Genomic DNA, 14,130 nt, shown 5'->3' on the forward strand with positions numbered 1-14,130 from the left:
AAGATAAATCGTTAGATGTGATGAGGTTTTGTTAACCAAACGGCAAAGCCATTGCATCCAAAAACTTATCCTAGCATACTTTTATCCTTAGTTTTGTTTATGATTGCGATTGATTAATATAGGGATACTTTGATGTCTAAGACTGCACAGACAGCCGCTACTGATACTGATACTGATACTGATACTGATACTGATACTGATACTGACGACAATGCTACTAGCAAAAATCCACCGCATTACTTGATGTGGTTTCGTCGTGACCTACGCATACATGACAATACCGCTTTAGCAGCGCTTTGCGAACGTGCAAAAGAAGACAACGCCTCGGTAACTGCCGTATTTTTTTTGACGCCTGAGCAGTGGCAAGCGCACGATACTTCCCTTGTACAAGTCGATCATATTGCTCGCACGCTACCTATCCTAGCAAAGGACTTGCAATCGCAACTGAACATCGCCCTAACAGTACAGCTATGCTCAAGCTTTACTGACTGTATAGAGGCGCTCACGACTTTATGCAACGACAATGAAATCAGCTGCGTCATGGCCAATCACGAGTACGAAGGCAATGAGATTGATCGTGATGAACAATTAAGCAAACAACTTGCTGAAGACGATATCGAGTTCGTCCGCTGGCATGACCAATGCATTTTGCCACCGCAGAGCATTACGACCAATGATGGCGATAGTATGTATAAGGTCTTCACCCCATTTTATAAAAAATGGCGACATACGTTGGACGTCAGCACCATCCAAATGCATGAAGCATCCGCAGTGGATAGCGATTATAAAATCAAACTACCATCATCGCAAACGTTTGCCAATACAATCGACGATATCAAAGCACTAAGTGAAAAGATGCTGAGTGACTACCAGCAGACATTGGAAAAGAACGACTCCTTGCAGCATATCGATATGACAGCTCAGCTTGACCAAGCAAGAGACGCTTATCCTGCAGGTGAGTCGGCCGCTTGCCAGCGTCTAGAGGCATTCGTCGATGATGATATCAATGATTACGATGTGAGCCGTGATGTCCCCCATCTGCATGCAACCAGTCAGCTATCGGCTTATCTTACTATAGGCTCTATCAGTCCTAGATTCTGCTATCTACAGGCGAGCAAAGCACAAGAGAAGCTACACGGTAATGACGGTGATAATGAAGACATCAATCGCTGGATAAGCGAGCTTGCGTGGCGAGACTTTTATCGTCATGTGCTAGTAGAAAAACCAAACCTGATCCGTCATAAAGCTTATAAAGAGGATACTGACACTAAGGTCAATTGGTCATATAACAACGATGACTTTGAGACATGGTGCACTGGCAAAACAGGCGTGCCATTGGTCGATGCAGCAATGCGTTGCCTAAATGCGACAGGGTTTATGCACAATCGCCTACGGATGGTCACGGCGATGTTTTTGACCAAAGACTTGTTGATTGATTGGCGCTTGGGTGAACGCTACTTTACGCAGCAGCTGATAGATGGGGATTTTGCCTCCAATAACGGCGGCTGGCAATGGAGCGCGTCGACAGGTACGGACTCAGCGCCCTACTTCCGTATTATGAACCCCTTTAGCCAAGCCGATACGCACGATCCTAAAGCTCTGTTCATTAAAACTTGGCTACCAGAGTTAAAAGATATTCCTAACAGTATCTTGCACAACGAAGACAAGATGCGTAAAGAATTGGCAAAAGGTGGTAAGTTTGCCGATGTTGACTACCCTGCACCGATGGTCGAGCATAAATCAGTACGCAAGCTAGCTATTGCTGAGTTTAAAAAAGAATAGACACATATTAACTATTGGTAGTGACTGGCAATTGACATGCACCTGCACCCTGAGTGGTCACCGTCACTACCGCTCCTGTGAGTGCAAATAGCTGCTGCAATTGCGTTTGCGCATTTTGCAGTGCCATATTCATGACATCACCTCGGCAGGCACGCTCTAGCACTTCTTTTTTTGCCATGGTCTGTGCTTGTGCCAATATCTTAGGATCGACTTGCATCATACCAAAAGCCCCTGTCTGCCAGTCGTAAATCTCAATATCATCCAGATATACTGAAAATATCTCTGTGGGCGGCAAAGTAATATTGATTTGCGGCATAGTGGCAGCTGATGAGTTGGCATCAGCTACTTGCTCTTCATCCTCATTAGCTTGAACAGGTTGCACTACTTGTACCATCTCAGGTGTCAGTGCACTCAGATCAACGCCTGCCTCTACGCGACCATGAGCAATAAACAATGCCTTTTGCTCGTCTTGCCACAGTTTCATCCAGCTCCCAGGTCGCTCGCTCGTAATCACTGTATCGACACTAAATGCGACGGTATGTAAGCGATTTAACTGCTGAATTTGCGTAACCACACCTTCGCGAGTAATAGTTTCTATCAGCGCTTCTTCTGGTTTGTTTTGCGCGCTATAAATAGCAAAGACAATCGCTACTAAGCCAATGAGTAATATCACCCACGACATTGTCGCAATAGGACGTTTCTCAGGCTTTTGAGTGGCTTTAGCGTTATTCATATCAGGATTATCCATAGAAGCTACCTTTATAATGTTGCATCGTTTGGTAAGGCTAAAAGCGTTGTAAAAACGGAACAGATGCTTAGTCTATAAATGCGACTATTGTGCAGTAACTTCAAGTAATGGCTACCATTCCTCTACATAACTTTATGCATAAACCTCTACGCAATCATCTTAATAAACTGTCTCTAAAATAAGCAGTACTTTCGCTATAAAATCATATGAATAGTGCAATTATTTATCCCTTATTGAACCCTTTGCGTCACGTTCGGTCTGAAAAGACAAAAAGTCATTGCGTCTTAGGCGAACTTTACCTAACATAGTCAGATTGTATGAATAAAATGTCAGTCTTAAAGCATTTATCAGGGTTTTGACCTGAATATATTGCATTTTTGGCATATTGATACATCAAATCAAATTTGCCTCTCTTTTATGAGAGTGGTTTTTACTGATGTGCTTTGTATATAAGCAGGTTGGTAACTAGGAAATACCCTAGATTATTGCTAAGTGATAAAGGTAAGCTTGCGGCGGCAATGAAACGATTAGCCATACGCTCAACATCCTACTATTTCTTATTTTTTTATCGTTGATAAGGTTACGCTTTATTTATGAAAGCCAGTCAATTTTTATTTGCCACACTAAAAGAAACCCCAAGTGACGCCGACATCGCCTCAAGCCAATTGATGGTGCGTGCTGGTCTTATCCGCAAGATTGCTTCTGGATTATATATTTGGTTGCCTATGGGTCTGCGTGTCTTGCAAAAGGTCGAACGCATTGTTCGTGAAGAGATGCAAAACGTCGGTGCACAAGAAGTGCTTATGCCGATGACTCAGCCTGCTGAACTTTGGCAGACGACCGGACGTTTTGATGATTATGGTCCTGAGCTACTGCGCTTCAAAGACCGTCATGATCGCGACTTTGTACTTGGTCCAACGCACGAAGAAGTCATCACCAATCTAGCACAAGGTGAGCTACGTAGTTATAAACAACTACCGATTACCTTCTTTCAGATTCAAGGTAAATTCCGTGACGAGATTCGTCCACGCTTCGGTGTGATGCGCGCACGTGAATTCACCATGAAAGATGCTTACTCTTTCCATGTGGATCAAGCCTCATTGGCCAAAACTTACCATGACATGTATGACGCTTATACACGCATCTTTACCCGCTTGGGCTTAGATTTCCGTGCGGTACAAGCAGATACAGGCTCTATCGGTGGCTTTGCCTCACATGAGTTCCATGTATTGGCAGATAGCGGCGAAGACGATATTGCGTTTTCGGACTCATCTGACTATGCAGCCAACGTAGAGCTAGCAGAATCTGTCAGCACCGCTGAGCGTCAACCACCAAAAATGGAGCGTGAAGACGTTCTAACCGAAAGCATGACCAGCTGCAAAATGGTTGCTGAACACTTGGACATCCCGTTAGAAACGACGGTTAAAACCTTGATCGTTCATGGTCATACTGAGAATGATGAACCACAACTGATTGCTATCGTGTTGCGCGGCGATCATCAGCTCAATACTATCAAGGCTGAGAAAATCGAAGAAGCTAACGTACCATTGACGTTAGCGTCTGACGAAGAGCTAAAAGCGGCAGGTCTGCACAAAGGCTATATCGGCGTTAATTTAGATATGCCTGTATTCGTTGATCGTTCAGCAGCTGCGTTGTCAGATTTTGTTTGCGGTGCCAATGAAGTGAACAAACATACTATCGGTATGAACTGGGCGCGTGATACTCGTATTACTCGCATCGTTGATGTGCGCAATGTACAAGAAGGCGACCCGTCTCCTGATGGTAAAGGCAGCCTAAAAATCAAACGTGGCATCGAAGTCGGTCATATCTTCCAGTTGGGTGATAAATACTCACAAGCGATGAACTGTACGGTTTCTGGTGAAGATGGCAAACCTGTCACCTTGATGATGGGCTGTTATGGTATTGGCGTTAGCCGTATCATTGCCGCTGCTATTGAGCAGAACAATGATGAAAACGGCATCATGTGGCCAAAAACACCAACGGTTGATGATTCAATCGCTCCTTTTGAAGTCGCCATCATCCCGATGAAGTCTAAAGAAGAGACTGTCATGCAGACGGCAACCGCCCTGTATGAAGAGTTAAAGGCTAAAGGCATCAACGTACTACTGGACGATCGTAACGAGCGCCCAGGCGTTAAGTTTGCTGATCTTGAGTTGATTGGTATACCGCATCGTATCGTCGTGTCTGATCGCAACTTGGCGGAAGACAAGTATGAATACGTCAATCGCCGTGAAGCTGAAAAACAAATGCTGAGCCGCGAAGAAGTCATGGCAAAAGTAAGCGGTAAATAGCTTTACGAGTAAAGACTATATAACAAAAAGCGCCTATCTCATCACGTGAGATAGGCGCTTTTTTATTGGCTTAAGATTGATGTATTTTTAGCGAGAACTTACTGGCGAATCAAACGGCTTGGCGTAGGCAATAAACTGATATCACTAACACGGCAAGGATTGATATCAATACCACCGCGGCGCGTATACCATGCCCGTACCATTAGCTCACTTGGCTGATAGTATTGGCTCAAATCAGCAAATATCTGCTCGACACACTGCTCATGGAAGCCATTGTGCTGACGGAAGCTCAATATATAACGCAGCATATGTGCATTATTAAAAGGCTTATCAGTCGTGATCGATACGGCCAACGTACCCCAATCTGGTTGATTGGTCACTGGACAATTACTACGCAGTAGATTGGAATAAAAGGTATACTGCTGCGTACCATCATTTACCATGCTTTCACTACTCGCCTCTATTTCTTCGCTAGCACTTAGCAATGACGCATCAGGATGTTCAGTTAACGCAACTTTGTCCGTATTGCCTGCTAGTGCCTCATCAATACAAACACCCTCAGGCTGAGCAATCAATAACGCTGTTTCGTTACCATTTATGTCATCGTTTAAACCAAATAACGCTACCTGTACATCTGTTTGCAAACAAGCTGACAAGTCTTTCGCAATCAACGCTTGTACGGCATTCCAACTGGCAAACTCGGTAAAGTTAATGCTATTCAAATACAACTTAAGCGATTTTGACTCCACGATAAACGGTGAGCTAGCAGGAATACTAAAGCGCGCGATAGCTACTTGCGAGATACCTTGCGGATTTAACCAAGATATCTCAAAAGCCTGCCACCAATCGACACCGACGGCTAGTTTATCGTCTTGCCAACCAATCGCATCACGTCCCATGCTGCGCGCAATCGGATATAGCGTCTCTGGGCTATACTCAGTTGGATAGTCTGTGGTTTGCTCACCCAAGATACCGTGAATACTCATCTGTCTTCCTAATATTAAACCGTTTAAAATTTTCTCTAAATAATAATATACTTAGCGAATAATACGCACTATAGACGCACGCGCGAACCGTTACTTAGCAAGCGATAAGCGATAGTATAAAATATCGCACAGAACACGAAAATAGCCGCCATTGAATACCAAACATTGACATCAGAGTAGCCAAGAATACCGTAACGGAATGAGTTAACCATATAAACGATAGGATTCAGTAGCGAGATATTTTGCCAAAACGGAGATAAATTCTCCATCGAATAAAACACACCGCCAAGATAGGTCAATGGCGTCAGTACAAAGCTTGGGACAATAGAGATATCATCAAACGAGCGTGCAAATACCGCATTGATAAAACCGCCTAATGAAAACAGGATAGACGTGCCAAGTACTGTAAATACCGTCACAAATAAATGCTCGATACCAAGATCAGTAAAGAACAGCGCCACTATCGAGACAATCACACCGATAGCCAGTCCACGGAAGATACCACCACTGATATAACCCATCAAAATAGCATGCTTAGATACGGGCGAGACCAAAAGCTCTTCGATACTAGACGTAAACTTAGCACTAAAAAAACTTGAGACCACGTTAGAGTAACTGTTGGTAATAATCGACATCATAATCAAACCAGGCACGATAAACTGCATGTAAGGCACGCCGCCCATCTCACCCACACGCGAACCAATCATCTTACCAAAGATGACAAAATACAAACTCATCGTGATAACTGGCGGTAGTAACGTCTGCGGCCAGATACGTAAAATACGGCGTACTTCTTTGAACCAAATAGTACGAAACGCAATCCACTTCTTACTCAATGACATTGTTTTATTATGATCGACTAGTTCCTGACTCATAATCCCGCCTCCTTCATGCTATCTGCACTCTGAATGTTTTTGTCTACCAAGCGCATAAATAACTCTTCTAGTCGGTTGGCTTTATTGCGCATACTTGCCACACTGATACCTTTATCAGACAACTGATCAAAGACACCGTTTAGTGACTCACCTTCTGTCAAGGTAACTTCTAGCGTTTGCTCATCTGGTTGCGAGACCCCTGTGACTCCTGTCAGAGCCAACTGCTCAGTGAGTGCCGTATCTAAATCAAATACAAACGTCTCTACCGACAACTGCGCCAGTAGTTCTTTCATTTCTGTATTGATTCGAATCTCGCCGTGATCCAAGATCGCAATGCGTTTACACAATTGCTCAGCTTCTTCGAGATAATGAGTCGTCAGAATAATAGTGGTATTTTCTTCGATATTAATCTGCTGCATGAATTCCCACATTGAGCGGCGTAGCTCGATATCGACACCCGCTGTTGGCTCATCAAGAATCAATAATTTTGGCTTATGAATCAATGCTCGCGCAATCATCAGACGACGTTTCATACCGCCAGATAATTCGCGTGATTTGCTATCACGCTTATCCCACAGTCCCAATGCTGTGAGTAACCTTTTTGCCCTTGGTTTGGCTTCTTTTGCCGGAATACCAAAATACCCCGCTTGCGTAATCAGGATATCTTCGACTTTTTCGAACATATTAAAGTTAAATTCTTGCGGTACAACACCAAGGTATTGCTTGGCAATCGAAGGGTTCTCTAATAGGTCTGTGCCAAAAATATGGACGCTACCAGTGGTTGGCTTAAACAATGAGCTAATAATACCAATCATGGTAGATTTACCTGCGCCGTTTGGCCCAAGTAACGCAAAGAATCCACCTTGTGGTACCGTTAGATCAACCCCTTTTAATGCCGAAAACCCATTATCGTAGGTTTTGGATAGGTTTTTTATGGAGAGTGCTGGTGCATCAGACATGAAGACCTCTTTATTTGTTATCAATTTATATAAAATGCGATTTTAGAATAATAGGCCGTGTTGAACATTCGACTATCATTATCATATAGGCAAAAGCCGTATAAGAATGTTCAACACACTCTACTATCTAAAGGTGACAATGTACGGTAATAAACGAACTAATCTCATAAAATGAGGCTACTCATGGCGAATTTCAACTGTCTTATATTCGAAGTACCATATTAATAATACTCATCATGAAAAAGCGCCTATCTCATCACTGAAATAGGCGCTTTATAGATAACTATCGTAAAAGCTTGGAAGATCATCAACAAAGATTAGCTTGCTTCTGCGACCATATAATCTACGGCATTTTGAACTTCTTCATCAGGAATATCCGCACCACCTTTGGCAGGCATCGCATTGAAACCATTAATAGCATGGGTATATAGCGTGTCTTTACCTTTTGCGATACGTGGGCCCCAAGCGCCAGCATCACCAAAGATAGGAGAGCCTAGCAAACCTGCTGTATGACAAGTATGACATACAGCATTATATACCGCTTTACCGTCACGAGGACCGTCGCCAGCAGCTGGGCCAGATGAGCGTGCCGTTACATCACAAGCTTCACCATCTTCAAAACAGATATTGGCAACAGGCTGGATACGCGCAATCAGATTAGGATACAAAGCAATTAGCTTCTGTACTTGCGGCGTATCTTGTGGAATTGGCTCTTCATCAGCAGCAGGCGCTGCAGCGGCAGTTTCTTCGCCTTCTGCTGGAGCGGCTTCGTCAGTGGACGCAGCACCATCTGTCGTATCTGCAGCAGCTTGGGTATCGTCACCTAGCGTTTCAGGAGCAGCTTCTACGACCTCTTGGCCTTCTGCTACGTCTGACGCAGTTACAGGAGTGTCTACAACATCTTCAGCTTGGCTCACCGCGATACTAGCGATTCCTAGAATGGCAGCTGCCGATAACATAACTACTTTTCTCATTCGTCACGTTCTCTTATTACGTATACAAGGACTAGCACGGCTCGGACATTCTGTCTGTCCTCCTTTGACGACCTCTAAGTCTTCAATAGCAGACAGCCATCCCGCGTGCCAGCGCACTTGCAATCGGTGATTATAAATATGAATTCTCCCCAACATTATAAGGGAAAAGGCAGGTAAATTGCCATGCTTGTTTAATGACTTGGCTGTTTTTTCTTAAAAAACCTCAATCGCGACTGTCATTTATTGGCTTTATGCTTTTTATTTGTTAGACTAAGCGGTCTTTATTTCTAGACACCTTATGCTAATTATCATGCGCATCTAAGCGTGACAGTCAGACATATCGTTATCATATGCGCTCGTAGCTCAGTTGGATAGAGTATCGGTCTCCGAAGCCGAGGGTCGTGGGTTCGATTCCCGCCGAGCGCACCACTATTTGTAGCTTAAGTTTTGTTCAAATGTCACCTCAAGCATTATATTGTTTGAGGTTTTTTTATATCTGAAATTCTCCTTAAAGCCTTTATTAGTAAAGGTTAGTTACTCCGCTTTTATCAACTCCTAAAAAGTAGCCTACTCTTTAATGATGTATTTTCTATAAGGCAGAGTGCATGCACTCTGCCTTATAGAAATCGGTGACCAAGTGCTCGGTGACCAAACGGTGACCATTTTGTGACCAAGATTGCTGAAAGTTGGTGATGATCATCGAATCCATTGTCGAGGTATTTAATCACTAACTCAGCAACCCATTTTCAAGGTGCTTAGAAGCCTGTCTAACTGAATAGCCATCCGACTTTAATAAATTATCCCAAATATCTAAGCATACATTCAAAATATCTTCATCCTCATCATCAACCGCTTCATCATATATTCTTTGCAGTATCTTAGTTAGTCTATCCATTTCACTATGAACACTCTGTTTAGCTTCAGCAGATGAAGTAGCTGTAGCTATTTCAGAGAATAACTGTAATAACATACTTTTATAGCCTTCTAGATTTAAAACATGATTCTCTAAAGCATAAAACAAGTGATATATCTTTCTATGTGCTGTTTGGGAGTTCATGTAAATATCTAATAGTTCCTCGGTAACTCCTTTATTCCAAAAGTTCTTCTCTCTAATAGAAAATAGCAACTTATCTCTTACTTTCTGCGAGCTATCATTAATTAAGGATCTGTATACATCCACCAATTTGTGCTCTTGCTCTGCGTAATCGTCCACCGTTAGAAATTGAACTAAAACTTGAGCAACACCTAGCTTAGCTGATTCATCACCCTTTAAAACAAATTTTAATTCATTCTCAAATAAATCATTAAAAAAATAGCGTGCGAAAACTTGTGTGCCAGCCTGTTTACGAACTTCCTCATATCCAGAAGTAACCATGAGTTTAACTAATGCAACATACTGATCTCTAAACTCATCTGTAAAAGCTGAATTAAAAAAGTGGTAGGATTCATAAGCACAGCTCATTCTCAAATCGGATTTACATAAGTCTAGAAACCTTTGCAATGCATAGTTTATGTCGTAATTTAGGAAAGGAGTCAATAATCTGACAGCTACTATCCTTACAGCAGGATGAGGATCATTTATTGCAGAATCAATCAAACTCATATTATTCCGTGCATACTCTTCATCTTCCCAAAATATTTTGACAATACCACCGTATGCAATTCCTCTATAACAGTTTATAGAATTTTGCATTAGACTCTGAGCAGTAGTATGCTCAGCATCATCCCCTTCTTTAGGGTTATATACATTGAGCTTGTTATTATCAGGATTAGATGAATTAAGAGCAATATCGATAAGTTTATCCAACATATCAGAGTAATTTATAATTTTTGAAGTATCTGCTAATAATCTTGTCAGTGCTTGACTCTCATTAAAACCTTCAAAATGTCTAATAACTTTATAACGAAGGTCTAACGGGCAAGGTTGCCAGTTTTCCTTAAAACCTTCAGCTAAATTAGATGAATTGTTATCTGCTAATCCATAGCAAATACTTTCAATAAACTGCTCATTAATATCTTTTGGAAGCGCTAATGCTAGCTTTGCAAACCTCGTAGGTTCGTTTTTCACAGCTGTACTTAAACTAGTAGCAAAAGCTCGTATACTGGATTCTACTACGGTATTACTGCCTAAAGGTCGGGTATTCCAAGTGCTAAAACGTTCTTCATCTGTAAGTATAAGCTTTCTCCATGATCTGTCAGATAGAGTATTTGGTTGAGGCAAAGGCGAAACAACTACACCTCCATATGAAGAATCGTATGAATAAAAATAAGTGTCGTCATAACCTTCAAAGCGTCTTTGCAAAACTTGATGTAAACTGACCGATTTTGAGCTTACTCGAGTAAAATCTAGTTTCTCTAATAAGAAATATTGTGCTTCTCCCCAATAACTACTATTAAAATATCCACGCCGTCTAGACTCAAAATGATAACCGATACTCTCTATTTTTCTGCTAATCCCAATATTTATTATTCTGTTTTCAAGAACATTAAAAAGACTATCAGCGCATTGCGAAGAGAATTTTTCAATCAATTTGCCAGATAATATCCATTTTGGCTCTTCATAATCATTCCCACAGGCCAACCTAGTAGTCGGATTATTGAGTAGCCATGTAATAATTTGATCAGCATAACTGACAGGTAGATTGAGTAACAAACTTGCAATAATGTGCTCAACGACTGGATGCTTATAATCTAAATAGGGTGTTAGTAAATCAAATAGTTTGTTTGGTTCATCAGTGTATTGTTTACCTGCTGCAAAGAGGATACTAAATATACCTCTTACTAAAAAATCTCTGTGCTGATTAAATAGGAGTCTGTCTCTGTAGAGCCATATTCTTGTATAAGAGCTTTCATCGATTGAGCTGCTAATTATTTTGAAAACCTGAGGCATTAATTTTTCAAGAACGTCATGAGGTAAAGTTTCTGAGATATTTTCTAAGTCTTCGATCTGACCTTCTCTCCATACCTTTCGATGTAAATATTTATCTGACTCTTCAGATTCTTCTATTTCAAAATTCGAGTCCGTTAATTCTTCTTTATAGCCTTCTAAAATCAACTGTATCAATTCAATCGTCTTTTTCGGATAGTTTTTTGCTAACTCCTCCCAATTGATAAAGTTAACTGTACAACCTAGTTGTAAAAGCCTTTTCCGTACTGCAAACATCTCTTCTGAATCATCCTGAATGTTCCAATTCAAAGCGGAGTAGCACCTATTATTCCACTCCTCAGATACTCCAATGAATGGCTCAATCTCACTGATAACTACGTCGGGCGCTTTGCCTGCTACAGAACTTAATAATCGAATAGCTAGATCAATTTGTGAGTCAGATCCATTTAGCCATTCAGAAATAACATCTTGTTCTGAGAGTACCTCAACTATCTGCGGGTGTTCAAAACAAGCATGATTAATAAAGGGCAGACTTAGTTCTTCATTGTTTATTAGACTTATTATTAAATTGCGCATAGGCGCTTTAATAATTGCGACCTCACCAATCACATTGATAGCTAAGTACTTAATGTGGAAACGGATATCAGGACTATCAAGCAACGCTGAAATGTTTTGACAAAATACTGATTGTTTATATTGGGATAATAGTTTTAAAGCATATTTAATATGCTCCCTTCGAGTTAATGTCTGTTCAGACTTAGAACCGATTTCTTCAAGCAATGCTTCACTTGACTGTCTAGCAGTATCAAAGAGACGTTTTCCTAAGTGATAATCAAATAAAGCTTGATGCTGAAAGCTGATTTGGTTCTCATGCTTATGCAGTATACCTACAGAAATGAGTGCTTCTAATACACTGGGATTAGGATTGCTAAGTAAACTTATAGGTATAGAAAACTGCATGTTTTGACTTGCTTTTTCTACAAAATTATCAACGATAGAATTCGCTAAACTCGTATCCGTTAATATTTTATTCAACTGTCTTATTCTATCTTCCCAGTACAAGCGAATAAGGTCTATCTTACTGGTAAAGTCTGGATTGTCATGGTTATCTTTGATAATTCGCAAATATAAACTTAACCATATTGGAATTCTTAAAATAGACTGCTTAATAGGTGATAAAGAGTCATAGTTCTCGTAAGGGTTTAAAATTTCTTTGACTTGCTCAGCAGGTAACTCTGATAATTCTATATGAGCAACCTTATCATTGAGTTCTGATATCCAATGTTGCAACTGTGGATCTTCTTTTAGGTCAAAGTCTCTACAGGCAAGTACCAAACAGATATCATGATTATTTTCTCTTAATTGAATAATTTGTCTGGCAATCTCCTGACATACTTGCAAGGCATTACTAGAGTGATTCGCTGTCCAACGTATAGCATCTAACTGGTCTAAAATGATAACTGCTTTTGTATCACCTGCAAAAGTATTTAAGCAGAATACAGGTGAATGAGTTAATCCTAGATCAAGCCCAAATGCGTCTGCATTTTTTTCAGGACGATTCCTATCTAATCGTATAGGCAAAGATATGTATTCTTGTTCATTAAGATAATCACAAAGCTGTAGCAGAAAAGCACTTTTACCCATACCTGCTTCTGCTTTGATTAAGGTGATAGGATGGCTATTCATTAATTCAAAGCATTCTTCGAGTTCCGGACGTTTAATTAAGCTATCATCAATGAGGAAAGGTTTTATAGTGGATTGAAAGTCACAATTGATCCTTTTTATCTCGGAAAATACCCTTTCATCATTTTCATAAACCCTTAGATTAAATCCCCGCAGCTGCATGTCATTTAGTAATTGAGATGCTGTGATCGGCAAACGTAGTTTATTAGAGCTTATAGGATAATTTTCTAAAAAATCAATGATATCTTTAGGATTACTACTGAATTCTTTATTAACCTTGTCAATGATATCTCTTCGTGATTCAGAATTAGAAGAAAAATTAATAACTTCAAAATGCTTTAAAAACTTAATTGCATTTATGATATTGAAATTTTCGTCACTGTACAGTATTAATCGTGCGCACAAGTCGTCAAAGAACTTAAGGCGTTCTTTGCTTTGATTAATTTGATGTTCTATAAACTCTTCAGGACTATCTGTTGTATTATTGGCGCTCAAACTGAGCTGAGATAATTGTGTAAATGAGAACGGGGATACAATCTTAAAAATACAACCTGTTCTACAAATTTGTTTATATGCTTTTTCTAATACTCCAGCTTCATCAAGTCTGGATAAGCTCCACACATCGGCATACTTATGGCTAGATTTACATTGGTGAAACTCTCTCTGCCCATCTAAACCCTCGACAATTAAGTCAACACCTGTCTCATCTTCTCCTAAAGGCTCGATAGTGACAGAACGCACCTCTTCTTCAGCTAGCCTCAATAACTGCTTAGCAACCCAAACTGCTTCGTAGCTATTACCAAATTTATCTGCAAACCCACCGCCTTCTAGTGCCATAGCTGAATTACCTTCATTAATCTCAGTATATTAAAAATATTAGCATGAAAGGATGTTTAGAGAAGATAAATATAGAAATCCTTAATC

The 14,130-nt window shown here is 40.7% G+C and carries 8 protein-coding genes and 1 tRNA gene; 3 read left to right on the forward strand and 6 right to left on the reverse strand.

Translation table 11 applies throughout. The annotated features are described in order from the left end of the window. The first annotated feature begins 132 nt into the window (after positions 1 to 132). Positions 133 to 1,782 (forward strand): cryptochrome/photolyase family protein, encoded by a 1,650-nt coding sequence (locus ACIGBM_RS00485; RefSeq protein ID WP_397476407.1) that lies wholly within the window; start codon positions 133 to 135, stop codon positions 1,780 to 1,782. A 7-nt stretch (positions 1,783 to 1,789) separates the two neighbouring features. On the opposite strand, the gene ACIGBM_RS00490 is transcribed toward ACIGBM_RS00485, so the two are convergent. Continuing rightward, the gene (locus tag ACIGBM_RS00490; RefSeq protein WP_397476408.1) at positions 1,790 to 2,530 is read right to left on the reverse strand and encodes a DUF4230 domain-containing protein; all 741 of its coding nucleotides are present in this window, start codon (positions 2,528 to 2,530) and stop codon (positions 1,790 to 1,792) included. Between the two features lie 593 nt (positions 2,531 to 3,123). Between ACIGBM_RS00490 and ACIGBM_RS00495 the strand changes: the two genes are divergently transcribed. Then, the gene (locus ACIGBM_RS00495) at positions 3,124 to 4,842 is read left to right on the forward strand and encodes a proline--tRNA ligase (RefSeq protein WP_397476409.1); all 1,719 of its coding nucleotides are present in this window, start codon (positions 3,124 to 3,126) and stop codon (positions 4,840 to 4,842) included. Positions 4,843 to 4,940: 98 nt separating this feature from the next. Here the strand turns inward: ACIGBM_RS00495 and queF are convergent, their stop codons facing one another. From queF to ACIGBM_RS00515, 4 genes are all read right to left on the reverse strand, one after another. Beyond that, positions 4,941 to 5,828, reverse strand: coding sequence for an NADPH-dependent 7-cyano-7-deazaguanine reductase QueF (queF, locus tag ACIGBM_RS00500; protein ID WP_397476410.1), 888 nt, complete (start codon positions 5,826 to 5,828; stop codon positions 4,941 to 4,943). A gap of 68 nt (positions 5,829 to 5,896) precedes the next feature. Continuing rightward, positions 5,897 to 6,670 (reverse strand): ABC transporter permease, encoded by a 774-nt coding sequence (locus ACIGBM_RS00505; protein ID WP_397476767.1) that lies wholly within the window; start codon positions 6,668 to 6,670, stop codon positions 5,897 to 5,899. A gap of 29 nt (positions 6,671 to 6,699) precedes the next feature. Beyond that, complete coding sequence (locus ACIGBM_RS00510; RefSeq protein ID WP_397476411.1) at positions 6,700 to 7,662, reverse strand: ABC transporter ATP-binding protein; 963 nt, start codon at positions 7,660 to 7,662, stop codon at positions 6,700 to 6,702. 317 nt (positions 7,663 to 7,979) lie between these two features. Then, a complete protein-coding gene (locus tag ACIGBM_RS00515) occupies positions 7,980 to 8,636 on the reverse strand; it encodes a cytochrome c5 family protein (RefSeq protein ID WP_057758606.1) in 657 nt (218 codons plus the stop codon). Between the two features lie 352 nt (positions 8,637 to 8,988). Between ACIGBM_RS00515 and ACIGBM_RS00520 the strand changes: the two genes are divergently transcribed. Continuing rightward, positions 8,989 to 9,065, forward strand: a tRNA-Arg gene (locus ACIGBM_RS00520). Between the two features lie 298 nt (positions 9,066 to 9,363). Here ACIGBM_RS00520 and ACIGBM_RS00525 read toward each other — a convergent pair. Next, positions 9,364 to 14,043: a hypothetical protein gene (locus ACIGBM_RS00525; RefSeq protein ID WP_397476412.1), complete on the reverse strand. Its 4,680-nt coding sequence runs from the start codon at positions 14,041 to 14,043 to the stop codon at positions 9,364 to 9,366. Positions 14,044 to 14,130: the final 87 nt, after the last annotated feature.

The sequence above is a fragment of the Psychrobacter sp. NPDC077938 genome (assembly GCF_044542635.1).
In the GTDB taxonomy this organism is placed as follows: domain Bacteria; phylum Pseudomonadota; class Gammaproteobacteria; order Pseudomonadales; family Moraxellaceae; genus Psychrobacter.